The sequence below is a fragment of the Solirubrobacter phytolaccae genome (assembly GCF_027587195.1).
Classification (GTDB): domain Bacteria; phylum Actinomycetota; class Thermoleophilia; order Solirubrobacterales; family Solirubrobacteraceae; genus Solirubrobacter; species Solirubrobacter phytolaccae.
Genome location: NZ_JAPDDP010000018.1, coordinates 40,236 through 61,855, shown reverse-complemented (window position 1 = coordinate 61,855; position 21,620 = coordinate 40,236). Strand labels below are relative to the sequence as shown.

Sequence of the window (21,620 nt, the reverse complement as noted above, 5' to 3'; positions counted from 1 at the left end):
GCCGGAGCAAGGCAAGGATAGTTCGACTCCTACACGAGGCATTAACGTGGATCGCGTGCTCGACGGCCGCGTCTACCGGACCGCCTTCCTTCCCGCGCTCTTCGCGCTGTTCCTCGCGGCCTTCGCGCTGCAGGATCGGCCGACCCCTGGGCGCTCCGAGCTGCCCCCCGACGCGTTCAGCTCCGACCGCGCGTTCGGCACCGTGCGCGACAAGGATCCGGGTTCGCTGCAGGGCCTGTACGCCGATTTCCCGGACCGCACGCCCGGCTCCCCCGGCGACCAGGCGCTCGCCGACTACGTCGCGGAGGACCTCGCGGCGCCGTGGGCGGAAGGCCAGCGCGCCACGTTCACCGTGCGCAAGACCACGGATGACGACGGCTACACGACGGTCGTTGCGACGCGGCCGGGCGCGTCGTCGCGGCGGATCGTCGTGCTCGCGGACCGCGACTCGCGCGGTCGCGCGGAGCTGTCGGCCACCGCGGTGCTGCTCGAGCTGGCGCGCGTGTTCAAGTCGCGCGACCTCGACAAGACGCTCGTGATCGTCTCCACCACCGGAGCGAGCAACGGCTTCAAGGGTGCGCGCGACTGGGCGCGCTCGGAGGCCGGTGGCCCGGTCGACGGCGTGCTCGTGCTCGGCGACCTCGCCTCCAACAACCTGCGCAAGCCGTGGGTCGTGTCCTGGACCGGGACCCCGAGCGCGGTCCCGCTCGGGCTCGAGCGCACCGTGCAGGCCGCCGTGCGGCGGGAGACCCGGGCGGACCCGGGCGGCCCGCACGCCGTCGGCCAGTGGGTCCGGCGCGCGTTGCCCGTGACGCTGTCCGAGCAGGGCCCGATCGCCTCCGAGGGCCTGCCCGCCGTGCTGCTCTCGGCCTCGGGTGAGCTCGGGCCGGACGAGGGCGCGACCGTCTACCGCAAGCGCCTACGGGCGTTCGGCCGCTCTGCGGTGCGGGCCGTCGGCGCGCTCGACGCCGTCGGCCGCCAGGACGCGCCCGCGTTCGAGGGCACGGCCAGCGGCATCTCGACCCTGCGCAACGTCGCCCCGGACTGGACCGTGCGGCTCGTCGTCGGCACGTTGCTGCTGCCCGCGCTGCTCGCCGCGCTCGACGCGTTCTTCCGCGCCCGCCGCCGGCACGTGCCGATCGGGTCGTGGCTCGCGTGGCTGGCCGTCGCCGCGGTGCCGCTCCCGGCCGCGTGGCTGTGGCTGCGCGTGCTCGCGGCGACCGGGCTGGTGGACGCGCCCGCCGGGGTCGTGAACCCGGCGCGCTGGCCCGTCGGCACGAGCGGGATCATCGCGCTGGTCAGCGCCGCGATCGTGGCTGCCCTGGTGTGGTTCGGCGCCCGGCTGGTCGCCCGGGCCTTCGCGCGCACGCCCGCCGCCGAGCAGCCCGTGAACGGCCGCCGCGGCCCGGGCGCGCCCGGCGTGGAGGGCCTCGCCGTGGCCACGGCGCTGTGGCTGTGCGTGCTGGTGGGGCTCGCGTGGGTGCGCAATCCCTACGCTGCGGGTCTGCTTGTTCCCGCGGCGCATCTGTGGTTGTTCGCCGCCACCGGCTGGCGTGGCCGCGCGGCCGCGGCCGCGCTGGTCGTGGGGCTGGTCGTGCCCGTGCTCGCGATCGTGCACCTCGCCGGCGCGCTGAACCTCGGGCCGCACGAGCTCGTCTGGGGGATGGCGCTCGCGGCGATGACGGGCGCCGGGATCGGCTCGATGCTCCTGCTCGCCGGTCTGCTCGCGGCGTTCGCCGGCGTGTTCCGGGTGCTGATCGCCCGGCGCCGGATGGGCGACACCGGGAAGAAGGGGCCGCAGTTCGCGACCCGCGGTCCGCTCAGCTACGCCGGCCCCGGCTCGCTCGGCGGCACGGAATCGGCGCTGCGGCGATGAGCGCTTCCTCCACCGCCAGGCCGGGTCGCGCGCGCAAGATCCTGCGCGGGTTCGCGAACGCGCTGATCATCGCCGGCTCGCTGCTGCTGCTCGACGCGCTCCTGACGCTCGTGTGGGAGGAGCCGGTCTCCTCGACCTACGCCCACTTCCAGCAGAACGAGCTGTCGGGCGAGCTCGACCGGCTCGAGAAGATCCCGCTGACGCCCGTGGAACGCAAGGCGATCGTCAAGCTGCCGGACCCGAAGAAGAAGCTCGCCTTCGCGGCGCGCGCGCTCGACCGGCGTACGGACGACGGCGACGCCGTCGGGCGGCTGCGGATCGAGCGGATCGGACTCTCCAGCGTGGTTCTCGAGGGCACGAACGCCGACGACCTGCGCCGTGGCCCCGGGCACTACCCGTCCACGGCGTTGCCCGGCCAGCGTGGCACCGTGGCCATCGCCGGCCACCGCACGACCTACGGCGCGCCGTTCCGCAAGATCGACAAGGTGCGCACGGGCGACGACATCGTGGTCACGATGCCCTACGGGCGCTTCACCTACCGGGTCGAGCGAACGCGGATCGTCAAGCCGACCGACGTCTGGGTGGTGGACGACCGCTCGTACGATCGGCTAGTGCTGACGGCCTGTCACCCCCTGTACTCCGCCGCCCAGCGGATCGTGGTTTTCGCGCGGCTCGTGCGCTCCGAGCCTCGCGGATCGGCAGCTTGAGCTGGGGTGAGCACCTGATGGACCAATGTCCGCGCCAGGACGATGAGGCTCATATGACGGTGCTGGATACCCGATATGTGTCGCGAGTCCGGATGACGGGTCCGGCTCGTGATGGCGGTCGACGGTTCAACCGATCGGCCCCCATCGCTCCCTCCAAGGACGGTGCGGTGACCAAAGTGCAGCAAATACGAGAGCGCATCCAGTGCGGGACGTACGCGGTCGACAGCGAAGCTGTCGCCGCCGCGATCCTCAAGCGCCTCCTCGGCAACGAGGAGGAGGCGGGCTGATGCCGCACTGGCGCAACTAGCCAGTTAGTGCTCGAACCCCCGCCAGGCGTCAGCGTCTGGCGGGGCTCCGACCCACTCGACGCCCTCACCCTCGACGACTTCTCCGATCCAGGTGAGCAGGGGCAGCGAATCGGGACCGCACACCAGCAGTTCGTAGTCCTCGCCACCGGTGGCGGCGAGTTGGATGGAGTCGACGCCGGGCGCGTGCGGGAGCGCGCCCGCGTCGAGGATCAGCTTGACCCCGCTCGCCTCGGCGAGCCGGCGCGCGTCCGAGGCGATGCCGTCGGACAGGTCCATCATCGCGGTCGCCTTGCCGGCGAGCGCGCGGCCCTCCTTCAGGCGTGGCCACGGCCGCAGGTAGCGCTCGACCAGCGCGGGCGGCCCTTCGGCGAGCCCGTCGAGGATCGCCAGCCCGGCGGCTGATGCGCCCAGCGTGCCGGTCACGCCCACGCGGTCGCCCGGCCGTGCGGTGTCGCGCCGCACGAAGTCCTCGGGCGCGTCCGCCCAGCCCATCACGGTCACCGCGACCATCAACGCGGGGCCCCGGGCGAGGTCGCCGCCCGCGATCGTCACGCCGCACTCGCTCGCCAGCGCCTCGGCGCCGCGGTGCAGCGCGAGCACGTCGTCATCGTCCATTGACGGTGGCAGCACCACCGACAGGTAGGCCTCGCCGGCCTCGCCACCCATCGCGGCGATGTCCGACAACGCGCCGGCGAGCGCGCGCCAGCCGACGTCCTCCGGGCTCGCCTGGCCGAGCCGGAAGTGCGTCCCGTCGACCATCACGTCGGTCGACACCGCGCAAGCGCCTCCCGCGCGGATCACGGCGCAGTCGTCGCCGATCCAGCGGACGACGCGCTCCGAGCGCACCGTCAAGGCACCTCGGATGGCTTCTATGAGCGCGAGCTCACCGATGCCGGTAGACGATCCGCGCACGGTTGAGGTCATAAGGCGAGACTTCCACGCGGACCCGGTCGCCGGGCAGGATGCGGATGCGGAACCGCCGCATCTTTCCTGCCACGTGGCCGAGAACTTCGTGACCGTTGTCGAGCTCCACCCGGAACATCGCGTTCGGGAGCGCCTCGACGACCTCGCCTTCGAACTCGACCTTCTCTTCCTTCGACAAGAGCTATATGACCCTGACGTCCGTGGCTTGTGGGCCCTTGGCGCCTTCGCCGAGCTCGTACTCGACCTTGGCCCCCTCCGCGAGGGTGCGGAACCCGTCACCCGAGATGGCGGAGAAATGGACGAACGCGTCCTTCCCCCCGTCATCCGGAGTGATGAAGCCGAAGCCCTTTTCGTCGCTGAACCACTTCACGACACCGGTCGCCATCTGACAGCACTCCTGTTAGATCCAGCCCTGACGGCGCAAGTTGTACCAGTCAGGGAAGCGCCTGTCAGCCGTCGGTTGGTGCTTGGGTCCCGCCGTTGCTCGGATCCTGCGGTGGCGTCTCGTAGGCACCCGGGTCGAACCCTGGGCCGTCGTTGTCGTCGCCGCCGTTGTCGGTGTCCTCGGTACGCGGCTTGTCGTCCGCCGGCGGCGTGGTCGTGTCGCCGGTGCCCGGCTCCGCGCCCGGCTGGTCCTCGCCGGACTCCTCGTCCTTGGCACCCTCACGCGCGTACTTGCCCATGAACGGCTGGCTGTTGAACGGCTCCTTCGGCTTGAGCCACTCGCCGCAGCCGTTCTTGACGACGTTCTTCATGTAGTCGCCCCAGATCTGCGCCGGGTACGTGCCGCCGTCGATGTTCGAGCCGAAGTACAGGCCGTTCATCGAGATCTTCGCCGAGCCCGGGAAGCCGACCCAGACCGAGGTCGCGAACCTGGGCGTGAAGCCCACGAACCAGGCGTCGATGTTCTTGTCGGTCGTGCCGGTCTTGCCGCCCTGGTTGCACCCGGGGATCTGGGCCTTGCCGCCCGTGCCGCCGCCGACGTTGGCCTGCAGGATCTTCACGACCTGGTCGGTCACGCCGTCCTCGAACGCCTTGGTGCGCTTGACGCGCCAGCGCGCCGGCAGCTTGACCTTCTTGCCGTTGCGCTCGATCTTCTTGATCACGCGCGGCCGGTTGCGGTAGCCGCCGTTGACGATCGTCGCGTAGGCGTTGGCCATCTCGAGCGGCGAGACGCCGTCCGTCAGGCCGCCCAGCGACTCGGCGCAGACGCCGAGCAGCTTGGACTTGATGCCCATCATCCGCGCCGTCTCCTTGACCTTGTCCGGCCCGAGGTCGGACACGAGCTGGGCGTAGACGGAGTTGTCGGACTTCAGGGTCGCCGTGCGCAGGTCCATCGTGCCCGCGCCCTTGCCGCCGTAGGTCTTGAGCTCCCACGGGGCGGTCGGCGAGCCGCACGGCGGCTTGGCGATCTTCATCGGCGAGATCGACGTGTAGGACGTGTTCGGGCTGACGCCCTCGCGCAGCGCGGTCAGCAGCGCCATCGTCTTGAACGACGAGCCGGGCTGCCGCTTGCCCTGGGTGGCGAGGTTGTACGTCGACTTGCCCTTCGAGCGGCCGTACTGCTGCGTCGAGGCCATGGTCACGATGTCGCCGTTCTTCGGGTCGATCGTGACGATCGCCGAGGACGGGCCGACGCCGGAGAGCTGGCTCATGGCCGTGCGCGCGTACTGCTGGTACTTGAGGTTGATCGTCGTGTAGACGCGGAAGCCGCCGCGCTTGGTCTCGCTGATGCCGTATTCCTTGATCAGCTCGGACTTGACGAAGTCCAGGACGTAGCGCTCGCGGGCGCGCGAGAAGTAGCGGTCCATGTTCAGGCCGAGGCCCTTGGCCTTCTCGCGCGTGGCCTTGGCCTGCGTGATGTAGCCGAGGTCGGCCATCTTCTGCAGGACCTCGTTGCGGCGCGCCTTCGTGCCCTTCGGGTTGTCCACGGGCGAGTAGATCGACGGCGCCTGCGGGATGCCGGCGAGCATCGCGGCCTCGCGCACCGTCAGGTCCTTGACGCTCTTGTCGAAGTACAGGCGGGCGGCGGCGTTGGCGCCGATCGCGCTCTGGCCACCGTAGGTGCCGTACGGGACGGTGTTCAGGTAGCGGCTGAGGACCCACTCCTTGGAGTGCTCCTCCTCGAGCTCCTGGGCCAGGCGGGCCTCGCGGATCTTGCGCTTGTAGCCGTCGATGCCCGAGCGGGTCACATCCTGCGTGTACAGGTTGCGCACCAGCTGCATCGTGAGCGTCGAGCCGCCCTGTTGGTTGTCGGACGTGGCGTTCTTGACCGCGGCGCGGATGATGCCCTCGTAGTCCACGCCCGTGTGCTTGTAGAAGCGCTCGTCCTCGATCGCGACCGTCGCGTCCTTCATCACCTGCGGCAGCGTCTTCGCCGACACAGGGAGGACGAGGTCGTCGTTCTGGATGAAGCCCAGGCGCGTGCCGTCCGCGGAGAGCACCTCGGTCAGCGCGCCGGCGTTACGCGGCGTGTAGGACGAGAGCGCCTGGCCGTCATTGGCCGTGCGCACGACCCAACCGACCGCGGCGAGCGCCGTTCCGACGCCCGCGAGCAGCACGACGAGTACCGCCAGCAACAACCAACGGCCTGCTCCGACGCCTTTGCGGCGTCGCCTGATACGCGCGGAATGACTCACGGGCGAAACCCCGAGTCTAGTTCGATTGCACCCGAAGCAACCCTTCTTTACGAAGTCGGGCGAGACATTGCCGGCGCAGCTCCGCCTCTCGCGGCGCCCGATCCGGCGGCGCCACGGGGTCTGAGCCCACGCCCAGCCGCGTGCCCCACGGGACCGCCTCGGCGACCGTCACCTCCTGCCCCGTCTCATCTTCGAGCGCCGCGATCGCGGCCTCCACGTCAGCCTCCGGCGGGATCCAGATGGAGACGTCGAGGCTCACGACCTCGACCACCAGCGTGTCGTTCTTGAGGATCCCCGAGGCGAGCTTCTCGTTGGGGATCACGATCCGCTGGTGGGTCGCGGTCTTGAGGATCGTGTAGTTGAGCCGCACGTCCTCCACGACGCCGTAGTTGCCGTCGAACGTCACCCAGTCGCCGACGCGCAGCGGCTGCGTGACGGCGAGCATGATCCCAGCGACGAAGTTGGCCAACACCTGGCGCGCCGCGAAGCCGATCACGGCCGCGGCGATCGCGCCGGAGGCGAGCAGGCCGCGCGCGAGGCTGGAGATGCCGTCGAACTCCGAGAGCGCGAACGCGATCCCGATCAGGACGATCACGGCGTACAGCAGCCGCCGCACGAACCGCAGGCGGGTGGCGCTCTGGCGCGAGATCCCGGCCTTGTCGGCGACTTCGCGCGCCGCCTTGCCGCGGAAGGCGCGGTCGAGCAGCGTCGCGACCGCGAACGCGACGAGGATGGAGACTCCCGCGTTGATCCAGGTGCCAGTATCGACCGCGAACATGGCGCCGAACCCTAGAGGGCACATCGTCGATGCACCCTAGAGCGATTCTCTTCGACGCCCTGGGGACGTTGATCGGCTTCGAGCCACCGGCGCCGCATCTGCAAGCCGAGTTGCGGGCGCGTGGACACGCGGTGAGCGCCGAGACCGCCGAAGTCGCGATCCGCGCCGAGATCGCCTACTACCGCGCGCACCTGGACGAGGGCCGCGACGCGGCGTCGCTCCATGACCTGCGCGTGCGCTGCGCGGGCGCGATGGAGCCCGCGCTGCCCGGCATCCCGCGCGCGGTGATCCTCGACGCGCTGCTCGCGGCCTTGCGGTTCTTCGCGTACCCCGACTCCGCGCCCGCGCTGCTCGCCCTGCGCGAGCGCGGGATCCGGCTCGTCGTGGTCTCCAACTGGGACTTCTCGCTGCACGAGCGGCTCGCCGAGACCGGGCTGACGCCGCTGCTCGACGGCGCGCTCGCCTCGGCCGAGGTGGGCGTTGCAAAGCCCGATCCGGCCATCTTCACGGCGGCGCTGGAGGTCGCCGGCGTGGCGCCCGAGCAGGCCTGGCACGTGGGCGACACGCCCGCCGCGGACGTCGAAGGCGCGCGCGGCGCCGGCCTGACGCCGATCTACATCGCGCGCGGCGGGGCGCCACTCGACGGCGTCCGCACGGTCAGAACCCTGCTTGAGCTCATACCCTTGGCCGCGCCTTGACGACTCCCGAACCTCCCACGTACGGCGGCTGGCAGCCCCCGGAAGCGCCGCACGACGAAGCCCCTGTAGGCCCGCCCGCCGAGCGCCAGGTGCCCGCGTGGGCGCCGTTCGCCGCGCTCGCCGCCGCGCTGATGATCGTCCTGCTGATCGGCGGGACGCTGCTCGGCCTGCTGCAGGCCGCCGACCCGGACTTCGACTCCGACGACATCCCGGTCGGCGTCACGCTCGGCCTGACGGTCTTCCAGAGCGTCGTGTTCGTGATCGCCGCCTGCATCACCGTCCGCCTGGCGCTGGGCCGGGTGCCCCGCGAGGCGTTCGGCCTCAACCGCGTGAGCCGCGTGTGGCAGGCGATCGGGCTGGTCGTGCTCGTCTACGTCGGCTTCATCGTCTTCCAGAACGTCCTCGTGGAGATCTTCGGCAAGCCCGAGGAGCAGGCGCTGGTCGAGGACGTCAAGAACGAGGACTCGGCGCTCGTGCTGGTCGGCTACGTGCTCACGATCTGCCTGATCGCGCCGGTCGTGGAGGAGTTCTTCTTCCGCGGGTTCATGTTCGGGGCGCTCGCCAGGCGGCTCGGCCCGTGGTGGGGGATGGCGATCACCGGCGTGGTGTTCGGCCTCGCGCACGCGCCCAACCCGGCGATCTCGCTGATCGCGCTCGGCGCGTTCGGAGTGGGGTTGTGCCTGCTTTATTGGCGCACACAGTCCATAGTTCCGTGCATGGCTCTCCACGCCCTGAACAACTCGATCACCTTCGGGTTGACGAGGGAACTCGATCCCGCGCTGTTCGCGGGGATCGTCATCGGCAGCGTCGGCGCCGTGACGGTCGCCGCACAGGCCCTCTCGTCCCGCCGATCGGTGGCTGCATGAAGCGCACCGGGCTCGCGACGCTCGTCGCGCTCGGGGTGCTCCCCGCCACCGCCTCCGCTCAGACGCCTCCGCCGGCCCCCACCCCGGTGCCGCCCGCACCGGCGACCGCGACGATGACGGTCGCCGCTCAGGACACGCTCGACGGCGCCGCGTTCACGAGCCGCTCGTTCACCGCGCGCGTCGTGATGAAGCCCTACGTCGCCAACGAGACGGCGATCCTGCGCGTCTACCGGGGCAAGAAGAAGATCCGCGTCAAGACGCTCACCTTCAAGCCGGTCGCCGGCGGGACGGCGGGTGTGGCGACGCTCAAGGTCAAGTCCGCGAAGGCGGGCACGATCTCGCTGCGCGCCTCCCACGAGGCCACACCCGGCCTCGCGACGGCGCGGACGAAGACCTCGAAGGTCACCGTCGTGCGCCCGTTCGCGTCGACTGGCTCCCGTGGCCCGGCCGTGCGCATCCTGCAGGCCAAGCTCGCGGCGATGAAGTACGTCGTGCCGCGCACCGGCGTCTACGACGGCGGCACCGCGAACGCCGTCATGGCCTGGCGCAAGGTCGCCGGGCTCTCGCGCACCTACACGGCCACCTCCGAGGTGTTCAACGGGCTGCTGGCCGGCAAGGGCCAGTTCAAGGTCCGCCATCCCGGTGACGGCCGCCACGTCGAGGCGCGCATCGACAAGCAGGTGCTCGCGCTCATCAACGGCGGCAAGGTCGAGCGGATCTACCACACGTCCTCGGGCGCGCCGGCGACGCCGACGATCCGCGGCAAGTTCCGCGTCTACCGCAAGGACCCGGGCACGAACGCCAAGGGCATGGTCGACTCCGCGTACTTCATCCGCGGCTACGCCATCCACGGCTACGCGTCCGTCCCTCCCTACAACGCCAGCCACGGCTGCCTGCGGGTCCCCGTGCCGAACGCGCGGGCGATCTACGACTGGCTGCGGCTCGGCGACGTGGTCTGGGTGGAGGGGTAGGACTCCGCGGCGAGGCGCGCGAGCACCTCGTCCATCCCGCCGGAGGCGTGGGCCGCGCGCATGCGGTCCGCGCCGCCACCCTCGCGCAGGATGCGCTCGACCTCTTCGAGCGCGTCCTCGCCGTCGAGGTCCGGGGCGTAGCGGCGGGCGAGCTCGAGCGCGTCCGCGCCCACCTCGCGGACCGGCCGCAGCGCGCCGCGCCACCAGATCGTGGCCTCGATCCCGTCGCGCGCCGCGCGGAAGGACGACTCCATGATCCCCTCGGTCGGCGGGGCGAGCTCCTCCTCGCCGTTCGCGCAGGCCACGGCCAGCGCGTGCACGAGCGCCGCGAGCCCGGCCACGGACTCCAGCCGGCTCTGCGCGTCCATCGCGCGGATCTCGACCGTGCCGAGCTTCGGGCTCGGGCGGATGTCCCACCACAGGTACGTGTAGTCCGGGACGTCCGCCGTCTCGACGGACCAGCGGATCACGTCCTGGTAGTGCTCCCAGTCCCGGAAGTCCTGGGGCACGATCGAGCGCGGGAACGAGCGGAAGATCGTCGAGCGGGCGCTGGCGAGCCCGGAGTCGTGGCCGAACCAGAACGGGGAGCTCGCCGCGAGCGCCTGCAGCAGCGGCAGGTGCACGCGCATCCGGTTGCAGACGTGGATCGCGGTCTCCGGGTCCGGCATGCCGACGTGCACGTGCAGCGCCGCGGTCGGCGTGCGGCTGACGAGCCCGCGCATCTCGTCGCGGATCTGGAGGTACCGGTCGGCCTCGACGTGCACGACCTCGCCGAACGCGACGTGCGGGTGCAGGCCGCCGCCGATGAACGTCGCGCCCCCGTCGTGGATCTGGTCGCGGAGGGCGCCCAGCACCCGCGCGCCCTCGGGCGCGCTGTCGACGACGGGGGTCGAGGTCTCGATGAGCGCCTCGTAGAGGTCGTTCATGATCACGCCGCGCGGCGGCGTCAGTGACTGGACGAGCTCGCTCGCGATGTTCGCGGGACGGAACGTCGCACCGTCGACGAGCAGGAGCTCCTCTTCGATGCCCAGTGGGAAACCCGGCCGTAGGCCGAAGCGGTGCTCCACGCGGTCAGTCTACGGCCGCAGCGGCCAATAGTGTCCTTGGGAATGTCAGCAAAAGACACCTTGGTCGAGGAGCTGCGTCGCCACGCGCTCATCATCGGCGAGGTCACCCTCACCTCCGGCGCCACCGCGCAGTACTACGTCGACGCCAAGCGGGCGATCCTGCGCCCCGCGGGCTTCACCGCACTGGGTGAGCTGGTCGCGCACTACGCCCGTCAATGGGAGGCGACGGCGGTGGGCGGTCTGACCATGGGTGCGGACGCGCCCGCTTGCGCGGCGCTGGCCGGCGGGGCGGACGTGAAGGCGTTCTTCGTGCGCAAGGAGAGCAAGGCGCACGGGCTGCAGCGCAAGGTCGAGGGCCCGCCGCTGCAGCCGGGCGAGCGGTGCCTGATCGTCGAGGACGTCGTCACCACGGGCGGCTCGACGGTGCAGGCGATCGAGGCCGTGCGCGCCGAGGGCTACGACGTCGTCGGCGTCGTCACCGTGCTGGACCGCCTCGCGGGCGGCGCCGAGAAGATCAAGCTTGCAAGCGACGATGCGCCGTACGAGGCGCTCGCGACGATCGACGAGGTCTACCCCGACCGCCCGGACCGCACGGACGGGTAACCCCGGAAACCAGTGCCCCCGGCAGGAATCGAACCTGCATCCCGCGCTTAGGAGGCGCGTGCTCTATCCATTGAGCTACGAGGGCGTCGCGCGGGAAGGGTATTGCGGCCGTCCAGCAACGGGCATCCCGGTTAGCAACGTGTAGGTTGTTCGTCGGTTCGGGGAACTAGGAGCGAGACCACCCCGAGGGGGCTATCGAATTGAGTACTGGAACAGGCGCCAGCGATCTGCTGCACGCCGATGACCACGGCATCGATCAGATCGTCGCCGGCGAGGCGCCGGTGGCGGCGCGCTCGCCATTGGCGCTGTTCTGGCGTCGGTTCCGCAAGGACAAGGTCGCGCTCGTCGCGCTGACGTTCATCGTGCTGCTGGTGCTGGTGGCGATCCTCGCGCCGGTCATCCGCAACCTCGTCGGCGCGCCGCCGCCGGGCCAGACGTCCACGGACGCGCTGGACGACTTCGGCCTCCCGCAGGGTCCGACCTCCGAGCACCTCTTCGGCGTCGACTCGATCGGCCGCGACATCTTCGCCCGCGTGCTCGACGGCGCGCGGGTGTCGCTGCTGGTGGCGTTCATCGGCACCGGCCTGTCGGTCACGATCGGCGTGACGCTGGGCATGATCGCCGGCTTCTTCCGCGGCTGGGTGGACACGCTGATCGCGCGCGTCATCGACATCCTGCTCGCGTTCCCGGTGCTGCTGCTCGGCCTCGGCCTCGCGTCGGCGTGCTCGACCAAGGACGGCTGCCTCGGCGGCGCGCTGGAGCCGGGCCTGACGATCGTGATCTTCATCATCGTCCTCTCGAACTGGCCCTATGTCGCGCGCATCATCCGCGGCCAGGTCCTCTCGCTCCGGGAGAAGGAGTTCGTGGAGGCGTCCCGCTCGCTCGGGGCGGGGAACATGCGGATCATCTTCCGCGAGATCCTCCCGAACCTCGTCGCGCCGATCATCGTCTACGCGTCGCTGTTCATCCCGGCGAACATCCTCCTGGAGGCGGCGCTGTCGTTCCTCGGGGTGGGGGTGACGGGCCAGGCGTCGTGGGGTCAGATGCTGTCAGAGGCGACCGGCAAGATCGACACGGCCTGGTGGTACATGTTCTTCCCGGGCATGGCGCTGCTGCTGACCGTGCTCGCGTTCAACCTCGTGGGCGACGGCATGCAGGACGCGCTGAACCCCAAGGGCAACAAGCAGAAGTGAGCTGAACATGGCTGCCTACATCGCACGCCGGCTCCTCTGGGTCGTCTTCCTGCTCTTCACGATCACGTGCATCACGTTCGTGATCTTCAGCGTCCTGCCGTCGGGCGACCCCGCGGTCGCGCGCGCCGGCCGCTCGCCGTCTCCGCAGCTCGTGGAGGTCATCCGCGTGCAGCTGGGCCTGGACAAGTCCAAGCCCGAGCAGTTCATCAACTACATCGGGGACATCCTGCCGTTCGTCGGCGGGAACGGGATCTACCTCGGCTTCAGCTACCAGAACAACACGGACGTGCTGCCGGAGATCCTCGAGCGGCTGCCCGTGACGATCTTCCTCGCGACCGGCGCCGTGATCCTGTGGCTGTCGATCGGCATCCCGCTGGGCGTGCTCTCCGCCGTCAAGACCGGCTCGGCGCTGGACCGGATCGCGATGGGCATCGCGCTGCTGTTCATCTCCGCGCCGGTGTACTTCTTCGGCCTGGTCGCGCTCTACCTGTTCGACGACCAGATAGGCATCTGGCCGATATTGCCCGGCAACTCGGCGTACGGGGAGGCGGACTCCTTACTCGGGAAGGCCGAGGCGCTGATCATGCCGTGGTGCGTGCTCGCGGCCGCCTTCGCCGCGATCTACGCGCGGTTCTTGAGAGGCAACCTCATAGACACGCTCCAGGAGGACTACATCCGCACCGCGCGGGCCAAGGGCCTGAGCGAGCGGCGGGTGATCTTCCGGCACGGCGTGCGCGCCGCAATCACGCCGATCGTGACCCTGCTCGGCCTGGACATCGGCATCCTGCTCGGCGGCGCGATCCTCACCGAGACCGTCTTCAACATCCCCGGCATCGGGCGCTACGCGTTCAACGCGATCACCGTGTCGGACCTGCCGGTGATCCAGGGCACCGTGCTCTTCGGCGCGTTCTTCATCGTGATGATGTCGCTGATCGTCGACATCCTGTACGCCTTCATCGACCCGAGAGTGAGGTACTAGATGGGCGCCCCGCTGCTCGAGGTCGAGAACCTCAAGGTCCACTTCGAGACCGAGGACGGGCTGGTCAAGGCCGTCGACGGCATCTCCTACACCGTCGATCGCGGGCAGACGCTCGGGATCGTCGGTGAGTCCGGGTCCGGCAAGTCCGTGTCCTCGCTGACCGTGATGGGCCTGACCCGTTCGCGCAACGCCCGCATCAGCGGCACGGTGCGCTTCAACGGCAAGGACCTGCTCGGCGCGTCCGAGGAGGACATGCGCTCGATCCGCGGCAACGACATCGCGATGATCTTCCAGGACCCGCTGTCCTCCCTGCACCCCTTCTACAAGGTCGGGGCGCAGATCGCCGAGGGCGTGCGGGCGCACCGGGACGTCTCGAAGGCGCAGGCCTGGGACCGCGCCGTGGAGATGCTCTCGCTGGTCGGCATCCCGGAGCCGCGCAAGCGCGCCGATGCCTACCCGCACGAGTTCTCGGGCGGCATGCGTCAGCGCGCGATGATCGCGATGGCGCTCGCGAACGACCCGAAGCTGCTGATCGCCGACGAGCCGACGACGGCGCTGGACGTGACGGTCCAGGCGCAGATCCTCGAGCTGATCGAGCGGCTGCAGAGCGAGTTCGACACTGCGGTCGTCGTCATCACCCACGACCTCGGCGTCGTGGCCGAGATGGCGGACGAGATCTCGGTCATGTACGCGGGCCGGATCGTCGAGAAGGCCGACACGGACACGATCTTCGCCGCGCCCGAGCACCCCTACACGTGGGGCCTGCTGTCGTCGATCCCGCGGCTGGACGCGTCGCGCGACGAGGAGCTCGTGCCGATCCCGGGCCGCCCGCCGTCGCTGATCAACCTGCCGGGCGGCTGCTCCTTCCACCCACGTTGCCCGTACGTGCGCGAGGCGCACAAGAAGGTCGACCCGAAGCTCGAGCCCGTGGCCGGCAATCCGGGCCACCAGTCGGCGTGCCTGCTGGACTCCAGCGTGCGCCGTAAGCTCTGGAGCGAGCTGCGAACGGGCGTGAAGCCCGACGAGGCCCGTGCCGACGTGATGGCTGCTGAGGAGAAGGCCGTATGAGCATCGCTGCCTCTGAGACGTCCGGCTCGGCTCCCGTCGCCGGCGAGAAGATCATGGAGGTCGACGGCCTCTTCAAGCACTTCCCGATCCACGCGGGCTTCTTCCGCCGCCAGGTCGGGGCGGTCAAGGCCGTCGACGGCATCTCCTTCGACGTCATGCGCGGCGAGACGCTGGGCTTGGTGGGCGAGTCGGGCTGCGGCAAGTCCACCACCGCGCGGCTGCTCCTGCGCCTGATGGCGCCGACGGACGGCTCGATCAAGTTCGAGGGCCAGGAGATCGCGGACGCCAAGGGGCCCGAGCTGAAGGCCCTGCGTCGCGAGATGCAGATGATCTTCCAGGACCCCTACTCGTCCCTGAACCCCCGCAAGACGGTCGGCTCGATCATCAGCGACCCCTTCGTCATCCACGGGATGCACAAGGAGGGTGGGGCGCGCAAGAAGGCCGTCCAGGAGCTGATGGACATCGTCGGCCTCAACCCCGAGCACTACAACCGCTACCCGCACGAGTTCTCCGGCGGCCAGCGCCAGCGCATCGGCGTGGCCCGGGCTCTGGCGTTGAAGCCGAAGGTGATCGTGGCCGACGAGCCCGTCTCGGCGTTGGACGTGTCGATCCAGGCCCAGGTGCTGAACCTGCTGCGAGACCTCCAGCGAGACCTCGGGCTGACCCTGATCTTCATCGCCCACGACCTCTCCGTCGTGCGCCACATGTGCGACCGCGTGGCCGTGATGTACCTGGGCCGGATCGTCGAGCTCGCGACCTCCGACCAGCTCTACTCGCACCCGCGGATGCCCTACACGGGCGCCCTGATGTCGGCGGTGCCGGTCGCCGACCCGCGCCTGGCCGCCGCGAAGAAGCGCCAGGTGCTCACGGGCGACGTGCCGTCGCCCACGAACCCGCCGCCTGGGTGCCGCTTTCACACGCGCTGCTGGAAGGCGCAGGAGATCTGCCGCAACGAGGACCCGCCGCTGGAGCCCAAGGACGGCGGGAACCTGGCGACGTGCCATTTCCCGCTGACCGACGCCGAGGTCTTGGAGCGGGTGCCGACGGCGCGCAACGTGGAGTCTTGAGCTCGGCCGCGTGAACGGCGAGCACACCGTCGGGCGGCGCGTCAAGCAACTCGCGCTTCGCGGCGAGCCGCTTGACCCGCCGCGGCCGGCGCGCTCATGTGCCAATGAGCCGGGTTCCCCGGACTGTGAACGCGTTCGCGTTCCCCTCGGCGATTCGCGAGGGTTCGTTCCGCGATGCAAAACGAACACCGCCCTTGCCACGCGAGCGTTCACTTTGTCCCCTCCTGGGTGACTAACTGAACGCTCGCGTGGCGTGTCTCCAAAACTGACCAATCCGGGTGGTCCTTCGTGATCGAATCGAGGTGAACGCCTGGGCGTTCACTCAGTGAGGGGAACCCTCCTCACCTGCCCGCACCACGCCGGCCGCGGCGGGTCAAGAAATTCCTGGGGCGGCCGCGCAGCGCGAAGCCGCCGGGGCATGAATTTCTTGACGCGACGCCCGACGGTGAGGTCAGCCGTTGCCGTCAGCCCGCGAGCCGCGCCCGCACGCCGTCGACGGAGACGCCCAGCGCGGCCAGCGTCTGGCACGCGCCCCCGCGCGGATCCCGCAAGGCCTCGCGGAGCAGGTCGGCCACCCCGATCACGTGGCCCGGCTCGCTGGCGGCGGCCCGCAGGGCCTCGCCGAACACCTTGCGCGCGTAGGCCGTGATGCCGCCGTTGGGCGGTGGCTCCTCGCCGACCAACGTTGGCGCGACCGCGAGGCGCGCGGCCTCGAGCGTCACGCCTTCAGCTCGCAACGCGGTGGCGGCCAAGACGTCGCCGCCGCGGAGGATGCCGAGCAGCAGGTGCTCGGAGCCGAGCCGGAGGGCGCCGAGCTCCTTCGCCTCCTCGCCCGCGAGCTGGACGGCCGCGCGGGCCTCGGGGGAGACGCGGAGCTTCGGGGCCGGGGCCGCGCCGGGTGGCGGTTCGGTCGCGGCGGCGAGCTCGCGGTAGCGGCGGTGCGCGGCCTGCCTCGAGATGCCCAGCGCGCGGGCGACCGCGCCGTAGGAGGAGCCGCCGTCCAGGGCCTTCCAGGCCTGGACGCGCTCGAAGGCGTCGAGCTCGCGGCGGAGTGCGGACACGGCGTGCAGCGCCGCCTCCGGGTCGGAGGCGTGGGTGGCGTGCTCGAGCAGCTCGGTGAGGCGGTCCGGGAGGTCTATCGGGCGCTCCAGCCGAGGTCCATGGTCACGGGGACGCCGGAGAAGGCCGCGCCGCCGGGCCCGGCGAGGAACGCGATCACGTTCGCGACCTCCTCCGGTTCGATCAGGCGCTTGATGGCGTGCGGGGCCAGGATGACTTCCTCCAGGACGTCATCCTCGCTCATTCCGTGCGCGGCCGCTTGGTCGGGGATCTGCTGCTCGACGAGCGGGGTACGGACGTAGCCCGGGCAGACGGCGGTGGCCTGGAGGCCTTCGAGGGCGAGCGTCTTGACGAGCCCGAGCACGCCGTGCTTGGCGGCGACGTAGGCGGCCTTGTTGGGCGAGGCGACCAGCGCGTGCGCGCTCGCGACGACGATGAAGCGCCCGGCTTCGGACGCAGTCAGCGCGTCCCAGGCGTACTTGGCGAGCAGGAACGGGCTCGTCAGCAGGATCGCCTGGATCGCGTCCCACCGGTCCTCCGGGAAGTCACGCACCGGCGAGACGTGCTGGACGCCGGCGTTCGCGACGACGACATCCAACGCGCCGAAGCGCTCCAGCGCCGCGTCGACCGCGGCTTTGTTCCCCTCGCGCGTGGTGAGGTCGCCGTCCTCGAGGTCGAACCCGAGGACGTCGAAGCCGTCGGCGGCCAGTCGCTCGGCCGTGGCCTTGCCGATGCCGCTGGCGGCACCGGTGACGAGAGCGGCGGGCATGCGGCCCCGCTTACCCGCGAGCGCGCTCCATGAGTCGTGCCAGCCGCACATCCCACTCGGCGCCGACCTCGGCCATCCAGTCCATGGCGTCCATCAACGGCGCGGGCGTGAGCGTGTACTTGGTCTCGCGCCCCTCGCGGCGCGGCTCGACCAGCCCCGCCTTCTGGAGTGCGGCGAGGTGCTTGGCGACGGCCTGGCGCGTGATCGGCAGCTCGCCCGCCAGCCGCGAGGCGGTCAGCTCCGGCCGCGCCGCGACCGACCGCAGGACCTCGCGGCGCGTCGGGTCGCTCAGCGCGGCGAAGACGTCGTCTACGCCAGGCACAGAGCGGACGCGGCGCTGAGCGCCATCAGCTTCGGACCCCAGGTGACGGAGTCGTGGGCGAACCGGTGCTCGGTGACGATGAAGCGCGTGCCGCCGGGCGCGTCGGCGAGCTCCCAGGCCACGCGCGAGTCGCCCCAGCGGAACACGATCCGCTCGCCCTCGGTGACCTCCTCGACGACGCCCTCGCGGGTCTGGCCGCCGTCGACGACGCGCAGCGGCGCGTCCTCCTCGGGCTCGAAGTCGACCTCGTCGGCCAGCCAGCCCTCGAGCTCGGATGGCTCGGTGATGAGCTCCCACGCGCGCTCGCGGTCGCAAGGGAGGACGACATCTCGGTTCACGACTGGCATCAGCAACTCCTTGGTTGCACGACAGGCTACCATGGCCTCAAATACGCAACTCGGAGGTTGCACATCAATGCCGCTCGTTCCAGTCGTCGTCCAGCAGGACTCCCGTGGGGAGCGTTCCTTTGACATCTACTCGCGGCTGTTGCGCGAGCGGGTCGTCTTCGTCGGCAGCGCGATCGACGACGACATCGCCAACCTGGTCGTCGCCCAGCTCCTGCACCTCGAGGCCGAGGACCCGGACAAGGACATCCAGATGTACGTCAACTCGCCCGGCGGCGTGGTCTACGCCGGGCTCGCGATCTACGACACGATGCGGTTCATCAAGCCGGACGTGGCGACGATCTGCTGCGGGGTCGCGATGTCGATGGGGTCGCTGATCCTCGCCGGCGGTGCGGCGGGCAAGCGCAGCGCGCTGCCCAACAGCCGCATCCTCATCCACCAGCCCTCGGGTGGCTTCCAGGGCCAGGCGACCGACATCCAGATCCACGCCAAGGAGACGCTCGCGCTGCGGGAGCGGATCGAGGAGATCTACGCCCACCACACGGGCCAGCCGCAGGAGCAGATCTCGCTCGACCTGGAGCGAGATCGCTACTTCACGGCCCAGCAGTCCGCCGACTACGGCCTGATCGACCGCGTGGTGACGGACCGGGAGAACGTGTTTCGCGCTCCGTCCTCGCAAGCTCGGACGTCGCGCGACGTTACCTGACGGCTACTCGTCGTCGTAGAGCGACTCGCGCACGAGCTCGTTCCCGGCGCCGTCCTGCAGGACGACGTCGAGGTACTCCCCGCCGTAGTCGTCGGGAGCGAGCAGCGTGAAGCGCTCACCCTCGATGAGCGTCTCGTCGACGGCGGTCTGGCCGAGCAGCGCGCTGACCAGCTGCCCGCGGCGCTCGAACGGGACGCCCCAGATCAGGGTCATCGCGGCCACGTCGCCGTTGTCACCGCGCCAGGTCCCGATCACTTCCTGGGAGATGTCCATCCGCCACTCGGGGTGGTCGTCGGCGATGTCCGGCGTGTAGTCGGCGAACGCGTACAGCTCGCTCGGCTCGTCGCCGGGCGCGAAGGACACGTACCCGAACAGCTCCAGGCCGGTGCTCGTGCGCGCCGTGGCGGGCACGTAGGTGCGGCCGGACCAGGTGCGGTCCGGGAACCAGTGGATCTCGCCCGCGTCCCCGAGCTCCGGGTCGTCCGAGTCGGTCTCGATGCGCAGGCACGCGGCGAGGAACTCGGCCTTGAGGTCGTCTTCCGGTGGAAGCCCGCCCTGCGGCGGCTCCGCGGCAAAGCGGCAGATCGGCATAGGGCGCAACCCTAGTACCCCGCGCCCCGACCGCGCCGCGTTCTCGCGCGGGGCGCCTAGCCGGGAATCTCCAACATCAACGTGACGGGCCCGTCGTTGACAAGCTCGACGTCCATGTGCGCGCCGAAGACGCCGCGCTGCGCGCCCGTCCGCTCGCAGAAGCGCTCGTACAGCGGCTCGGCGAGCTCCGGGCGCGCTGCGGCCACGAATGCGGGCCGGTTGCCCTTGCGCGCGTCGCCGTAGAGCGTGAACTGCGAGACGCACAGGATCTCGCGCTCCGCGCCCAGCGCCTCGTTCATCTTCCCGTCCGCGTCCTCGAAGATCCGCAGGGCGAGGACCTTGGCGGCGAGCTTGTCGCAGTCGGCCTCGGTGTCCGTGTGAGTGACGCCGAGCAGGACGAGCAGCCCGGGGCCGATCGCGCCGGTCACGGCTCCCTCGACCGTCACGCGCGCCCGGCTGACCCGCTGGACCAGCGCTCTCAAAGCTCGCGCAGCTCGGCGGCCGCCTGCTCGGGCGGGTGGATGCAGACGTGCACGCCCGACCCCAGCTCCAGCCCCGCGGGCTGGCCGAGGCGCGGCACGATCTCGATCCGCCAGCAGTAGTGGTCGGCGCCGCTCGGCTGGGTCCGAACCCACAGGTTCAGCGGCGGGCTCGCGCCGAGGCGCGCCTTCAGTCGCCGGAGCGCGTCGTGCAGGAGCGCCGCGCCGCCGCCGTCGTCCTCGAAGCGCGCCTGGGTGCGGCGGGGCGCGAGCAGCAGATGGAACGGCGAGCGCGAGGCGAACGGCGTCATCAGCACGGCTTCCTTGTCGATCGCCACGATCCGCTCGCGGCGGCGCACCTCCTCCTGCACGAGGTCCCCGAGCAGGTTCCCGCCCATCGTCCGCACGGCGTAGGCGCCGAAGCGCTCGCGCTCACGGGCGATCGCGGCGGGCACGAAGTCCATCGCGTAGAGCTGGGCATGGGTGTGCGGGATCGAGGCGCCGGCGCTCTTGCCCTCGTTGACGATCAGGTGCTTGCAGGCGGCGTCCCGGTGCACGCGCATGCGCTCGCGCCAGGTCTCGACGGCGAGCGCGAGCTGTTCCTCGCTCAGGTCGCTGAGGCTCGTGACCGAGTCGGGCGCGTTGACGATCACCTCGTGCGCGCCGGCGGCGGGCTGGGCGGTGAAGAGGTCCGGGTGGGCGTCGCGCTCGGGCGTCTCGGTCGCCGGGACCAGCGCGGGATAGAGGTTGTCGAACACCCGCACGCGCCAGGGGGCGCCGTCCGTGTGCAGCGTCGGCGGGGTCTGGTCCTCGTGGCCGGGCGCGAACACGTCGGTGGCGGGATCGACCGGGGGCTCCGCCGTGACCGAGAAGCCGCTGTTGGGCCGGTCCGCGCGGGCGCCGGCGACAATCGTCTTGAGCCCGCTCAGCGGGTCAACTCGAACCTGCGGCACCGAGGTACTTGTCTATGTCGTCGATGAGCGCCTGGTCGGAGCGGTACGGGCCCGAGTGGATGTAGGTGGTCTTGCCCGTGCGATCGATGAAGACCGTCATCGGATAGTTCTTCGGCGCCTTGAGCTCCCGGGAGATGACCTCGTCCGGGTCCGTGAACGACGGGAACGGCAGCCAGGTCTTGTCGAGGTACTTGCGGGCCGCGGGGTCCTTGTCGCCGCCATTGACCCCGATGAACGCGACCTCCTTGCCGCGCTTGGTCCCGATCGACTCGAAGACCGGGAACTCCTCCTTGCACGGCAGGCACCACGAGGCCCACTTGTTGACCACGATCGGGCGGCCCTTGAGCGCGGCGAGCTGCTGGTCGAAGGCCTCGGTCCCGCCGGGGAGCAGCTCGTTCGCCTGGGCGTGCAGCGCGGCGAGCGGAGCCGGCGCGCCGGCGAGCTCCTCACGGGCGTCAGCGAGGCTGTCGGGCGGATCGGTGGCTCCGTCGCCGCCCCCGGCGCTGGTCAGGCCGATGACCACGACCGCTATGAGGGCTAGAGAGGCAAGGAGGATCAGCACCCGGCGCATCGGTGCAGAGGGTGGCAGATGAAGCGGCTCCGGGAACCGAGTCTGCTTGAATAGTCCCCAGCCCGCAGGGAGCACGACCGAG

26 protein-coding genes and 1 tRNA gene are annotated in these 21,620 nt (G+C 70.5%); 12 read left to right on the top strand and 15 right to left on the bottom strand.

Going from position 1 to position 21,620, the window contains the following annotated elements; translation table 11 throughout:
• The first annotated feature begins 55 nt into the window (after window positions 1-55).
• The 3 genes from OJ997_RS12190 to OJ997_RS37525 all read left to right on the top strand — a co-directional run bounded on the left by OJ997_RS12190 (window position 56) and on the right by OJ997_RS37525 (window position 2,870).
• Window positions 56-1,876 carry a hypothetical protein gene (locus OJ997_RS12190; protein ID WP_270025374.1) on the top strand — a complete coding sequence of 607 codons (1,821 nt, stop codon included), beginning with the start codon at window positions 56-58 and terminating at the stop codon, window positions 1,874-1,876.
• Window positions 1,873-2,583: a class E sortase gene (locus OJ997_RS12185; protein ID WP_270025373.1), complete on the top strand. Its 711-nt coding sequence runs from the start codon at window positions 1,873-1,875 to the stop codon at window positions 2,581-2,583. The genes OJ997_RS12190 and OJ997_RS12185 overlap by 4 nt, the downstream gene beginning before the upstream one ends.
• A gap of 176 nt (window positions 2,584-2,759) precedes the next feature.
• Window positions 2,760-2,870 (top strand): flagellar biosynthesis anti-sigma factor FlgM, encoded by a 111-nt coding sequence (locus OJ997_RS37525; RefSeq protein ID WP_270025372.1) that lies wholly within the window; start codon window positions 2,760-2,762, stop codon window positions 2,868-2,870.
• Window positions 2,871-2,894: 24 nt separating this feature from the next.
• Here the strand turns inward: OJ997_RS37525 and thiL are convergent, their stop codons facing one another.
• From thiL to OJ997_RS12155, 5 genes are all read right to left on the bottom strand, one after another.
• The gene (gene thiL, locus OJ997_RS12175; protein WP_270025371.1) at window positions 2,895-3,803 is read right to left on the bottom strand and encodes a thiamine-phosphate kinase; all 909 of its coding nucleotides are present in this window, start codon (window positions 3,801-3,803) and stop codon (window positions 2,895-2,897) included.
• Window positions 3,775-3,993, bottom strand: a complete 219-nt coding sequence (gene infA / locus OJ997_RS12170; protein ID WP_270025370.1) for a translation initiation factor IF-1 — start codon at window positions 3,991-3,993, stop codon at window positions 3,775-3,777. The genes thiL and infA overlap by 29 nt, the downstream gene beginning before the upstream one ends.
• Before the next feature lie 3 nt (window positions 3,994-3,996).
• A complete protein-coding gene (locus OJ997_RS12165) occupies window positions 3,997-4,200 on the bottom strand; it encodes a cold-shock protein (protein WP_270025369.1) in 204 nt (67 codons plus the stop codon).
• Window positions 4,201-4,264: 64 nt separating this feature from the next.
• On the bottom strand, window positions 4,265-6,397 hold the full coding sequence (locus OJ997_RS12160) for a transglycosylase domain-containing protein (RefSeq protein ID WP_270025368.1): 2,133 nt from the start codon (window positions 6,395-6,397) through the stop codon (window positions 4,265-4,267).
• Window positions 6,398-6,470: 73 nt separating this feature from the next.
• Window positions 6,471-7,232, bottom strand: coding sequence for a mechanosensitive ion channel family protein (locus OJ997_RS12155; RefSeq protein WP_270025367.1), 762 nt, complete (start codon window positions 7,230-7,232; stop codon window positions 6,471-6,473).
• 29 nt (window positions 7,233-7,261) lie between these two features.
• Between OJ997_RS12155 and OJ997_RS12150 the strand changes: the two genes are divergently transcribed.
• Genes OJ997_RS12150 through OJ997_RS12140 form a run of 3 tightly spaced genes read left to right on the top strand, consistent with a single transcriptional unit; the run spans window position 7,262 to window position 9,767 of the window.
• The gene (locus tag OJ997_RS12150) at window positions 7,262-7,930 is read left to right on the top strand and encodes an HAD family hydrolase (protein WP_270025366.1); all 669 of its coding nucleotides are present in this window, start codon (window positions 7,262-7,264) and stop codon (window positions 7,928-7,930) included.
• Window positions 7,927-8,796, top strand: coding sequence for a CPBP family intramembrane glutamic endopeptidase (locus OJ997_RS12145; RefSeq protein WP_270025365.1), 870 nt, complete (start codon window positions 7,927-7,929; stop codon window positions 8,794-8,796). Before OJ997_RS12150 ends, OJ997_RS12145 begins: the two co-directional genes overlap by 4 nt.
• Window positions 8,793-9,767: a L,D-transpeptidase family protein gene (locus tag OJ997_RS12140; RefSeq protein WP_270025364.1), complete on the top strand. Its 975-nt coding sequence runs from the start codon at window positions 8,793-8,795 to the stop codon at window positions 9,765-9,767. Before OJ997_RS12145 ends, OJ997_RS12140 begins: the two co-directional genes overlap by 4 nt.
• Here the strand turns inward: OJ997_RS12140 and OJ997_RS12135 are convergent.
• The gene (locus tag OJ997_RS12135; RefSeq protein ID WP_270025363.1) at window positions 9,722-10,834 is read right to left on the bottom strand and encodes a carboxylate-amine ligase; all 1,113 of its coding nucleotides are present in this window, start codon (window positions 10,832-10,834) and stop codon (window positions 9,722-9,724) included. The two genes, OJ997_RS12140 and OJ997_RS12135, sit on opposite strands and share 46 nt — an antisense overlap.
• Before the next feature lie 42 nt (window positions 10,835-10,876).
• Between OJ997_RS12135 and OJ997_RS12130 the strand changes: the two genes are divergently transcribed.
• On the top strand, window positions 10,877-11,437 hold the full coding sequence (locus OJ997_RS12130; RefSeq protein ID WP_270025362.1) for an orotate phosphoribosyltransferase: 561 nt from the start codon (window positions 10,877-10,879) through the stop codon (window positions 11,435-11,437).
• A 13-nt stretch (window positions 11,438-11,450) separates the two neighbouring features.
• Here OJ997_RS12130 and OJ997_RS12125 read toward each other — a convergent pair.
• A tRNA-Arg gene (locus OJ997_RS12125) sits at window positions 11,451-11,522 on the bottom strand.
• Window positions 11,523-11,637: 115 nt separating this feature from the next.
• Between OJ997_RS12125 and OJ997_RS12120 the strand changes: the two genes are divergently transcribed.
• The 4 genes from OJ997_RS12120 to OJ997_RS12105 are packed head-to-tail and all read left to right on the top strand — an operon-like array spanning window position 11,638 to window position 15,744.
• Complete coding sequence (locus tag OJ997_RS12120) at window positions 11,638-12,630, top strand: ABC transporter permease (protein WP_270025361.1); 993 nt, start codon at window positions 11,638-11,640, stop codon at window positions 12,628-12,630.
• Between the two features lie 7 nt (window positions 12,631-12,637).
• On the top strand, window positions 12,638-13,609 hold the full coding sequence (locus tag OJ997_RS12115) for an ABC transporter permease (protein WP_270025360.1): 972 nt from the start codon (window positions 12,638-12,640) through the stop codon (window positions 13,607-13,609).
• Window positions 13,610-14,677, top strand: a complete 1,068-nt coding sequence (locus tag OJ997_RS12110) for an ABC transporter ATP-binding protein (RefSeq protein WP_270025359.1) — start codon at window positions 13,610-13,612, stop codon at window positions 14,675-14,677. It begins immediately after the preceding gene.
• Window positions 14,674-15,744, top strand: a complete 1,071-nt coding sequence (locus OJ997_RS12105) for an ABC transporter ATP-binding protein (RefSeq protein WP_270025358.1) — start codon at window positions 14,674-14,676, stop codon at window positions 15,742-15,744. Before OJ997_RS12110 ends, OJ997_RS12105 begins: the two co-directional genes overlap by 4 nt.
• A gap of 464 nt (window positions 15,745-16,208) precedes the next feature.
• Here OJ997_RS12105 and OJ997_RS12100 read toward each other — a convergent pair whose 3' ends face one another.
• The 4 genes from OJ997_RS12100 to OJ997_RS12085 form a co-directional block, all read right to left on the bottom strand.
• Window positions 16,209-16,805 (bottom strand): Clp protease N-terminal domain-containing protein, encoded by a 597-nt coding sequence (locus tag OJ997_RS12100; RefSeq protein WP_270025357.1) that lies wholly within the window; start codon window positions 16,803-16,805, stop codon window positions 16,209-16,211.
• Between the two features lie 74 nt (window positions 16,806-16,879).
• Window positions 16,880-17,572 (bottom strand): SDR family oxidoreductase, encoded by a 693-nt coding sequence (locus tag OJ997_RS12095; RefSeq protein ID WP_270025356.1) that lies wholly within the window; start codon window positions 17,570-17,572, stop codon window positions 16,880-16,882.
• Between the two features lie 10 nt (window positions 17,573-17,582).
• Window positions 17,583-17,894, bottom strand: coding sequence for an ArsR/SmtB family transcription factor (locus OJ997_RS12090; RefSeq protein WP_270025355.1), 312 nt, complete (start codon window positions 17,892-17,894; stop codon window positions 17,583-17,585).
• Window positions 17,882-18,241 (bottom strand): SRPBCC family protein, encoded by a 360-nt coding sequence (locus tag OJ997_RS12085; RefSeq protein WP_270025354.1) that lies wholly within the window; start codon window positions 18,239-18,241, stop codon window positions 17,882-17,884. Before OJ997_RS12085 ends, OJ997_RS12090 begins: the two co-directional genes overlap by 13 nt.
• 67 nt (window positions 18,242-18,308) lie before the next feature.
• Between OJ997_RS12085 and OJ997_RS12080 the strand changes: the two genes are divergently transcribed.
• Window positions 18,309-18,944, top strand: a complete 636-nt coding sequence (locus OJ997_RS12080; protein ID WP_270025353.1) for an ATP-dependent Clp protease proteolytic subunit — start codon at window positions 18,309-18,311, stop codon at window positions 18,942-18,944.
• A 3-nt stretch (window positions 18,945-18,947) separates the two neighbouring features.
• Here the strand turns inward: OJ997_RS12080 and OJ997_RS12075 are convergent, their stop codons facing one another.
• Genes OJ997_RS12075 through OJ997_RS12060 form a run of 4 tightly spaced genes read right to left on the bottom strand, consistent with a single transcriptional unit; the run spans window position 18,948 to window position 21,538 of the window.
• A complete protein-coding gene (locus OJ997_RS12075; RefSeq protein WP_270025352.1) occupies window positions 18,948-19,535 on the bottom strand; it encodes a hypothetical protein in 588 nt (195 codons plus the stop codon).
• Window positions 19,536-19,591: 56 nt separating this feature from the next.
• The gene (gene dtd / locus OJ997_RS12070) at window positions 19,592-20,017 is read right to left on the bottom strand and encodes a D-aminoacyl-tRNA deacylase (protein ID WP_270025351.1); all 426 of its coding nucleotides are present in this window, start codon (window positions 20,015-20,017) and stop codon (window positions 19,592-19,594) included.
• Complete coding sequence (locus tag OJ997_RS12065; RefSeq protein ID WP_270025350.1) at window positions 20,014-20,967, bottom strand: galactose-1-phosphate uridylyltransferase; 954 nt, start codon at window positions 20,965-20,967, stop codon at window positions 20,014-20,016. The genes dtd and OJ997_RS12065 overlap by 4 nt, the downstream gene beginning before the upstream one ends.
• Window positions 20,948-21,538, bottom strand: a complete 591-nt coding sequence (locus tag OJ997_RS12060) for a TlpA family protein disulfide reductase (RefSeq protein ID WP_270025349.1) — start codon at window positions 21,536-21,538, stop codon at window positions 20,948-20,950. Before OJ997_RS12060 ends, OJ997_RS12065 begins: the two co-directional genes overlap by 20 nt.
• Window positions 21,539-21,620 lie beyond the last annotated feature (82 nt).

Excerpts from the sequence above, each read along its gene's own strand:
- OJ997_RS12150 (WP_270025366.1), top strand. The coding sequence starts at position 7,262 with ATGCACCCTAGAGCGATTCTCTTCGACGCCCTGGGGACGTTGATCGGC.
- OJ997_RS12115 (WP_270025360.1), top strand. The coding sequence starts at position 12,638 with ATGGCTGCCTACATCGCACGCCGGCTCCTCTGGGTCGTCTTCCTGCTC.
- OJ997_RS12080 (WP_270025353.1), top strand. The coding sequence starts at position 18,309 with ATGCCGCTCGTTCCAGTCGTCGTCCAGCAGGACTCCCGTGGGGAGCGT.
- OJ997_RS12110 (WP_270025359.1), top strand. The coding sequence starts at position 13,610 with ATGGGCGCCCCGCTGCTCGAGGTCGAGAACCTCAAGGTCCACTTCGAG.
- OJ997_RS12085 (WP_270025354.1), bottom strand. The coding sequence starts at position 18,241 with ATGCCAGTCGTGAACCGAGATGTCGTCCTCCCTTGCGACCGCGAGCGC.
- OJ997_RS12140 (WP_270025364.1), top strand. The coding sequence starts at position 8,793 with ATGAAGCGCACCGGGCTCGCGACGCTCGTCGCGCTCGGGGTGCTCCCC.
- OJ997_RS12155 (WP_270025367.1), bottom strand. The coding sequence starts at position 7,232 with ATGTTCGCGGTCGATACTGGCACCTGGATCAACGCGGGAGTCTCCATC.
- OJ997_RS12185 (WP_270025373.1), top strand. The coding sequence starts at position 1,873 with ATGAGCGCTTCCTCCACCGCCAGGCCGGGTCGCGCGCGCAAGATCCTG.
- OJ997_RS12075 (WP_270025352.1), bottom strand. The coding sequence starts at position 19,535 with ATGCCGATCTGCCGCTTTGCCGCGGAGCCGCCGCAGGGCGGGCTTCCA.
- OJ997_RS12165 (WP_270025369.1), bottom strand. The coding sequence starts at position 4,200 with ATGGCGACCGGTGTCGTGAAGTGGTTCAGCGACGAAAAGGGCTTCGGC.
- OJ997_RS12095 (WP_270025356.1), bottom strand. The coding sequence starts at position 17,572 with ATGCCCGCCGCTCTCGTCACCGGTGCCGCCAGCGGCATCGGCAAGGCC.
- OJ997_RS12130 (WP_270025362.1), top strand. The coding sequence starts at position 10,877 with ATGTCAGCAAAAGACACCTTGGTCGAGGAGCTGCGTCGCCACGCGCTC.
- OJ997_RS12105 (WP_270025358.1), top strand. The coding sequence starts at position 14,674 with ATGAGCATCGCTGCCTCTGAGACGTCCGGCTCGGCTCCCGTCGCCGGC.
- OJ997_RS12060 (WP_270025349.1), bottom strand. The coding sequence starts at position 21,538 with ATGCGCCGGGTGCTGATCCTCCTTGCCTCTCTAGCCCTCATAGCGGTC.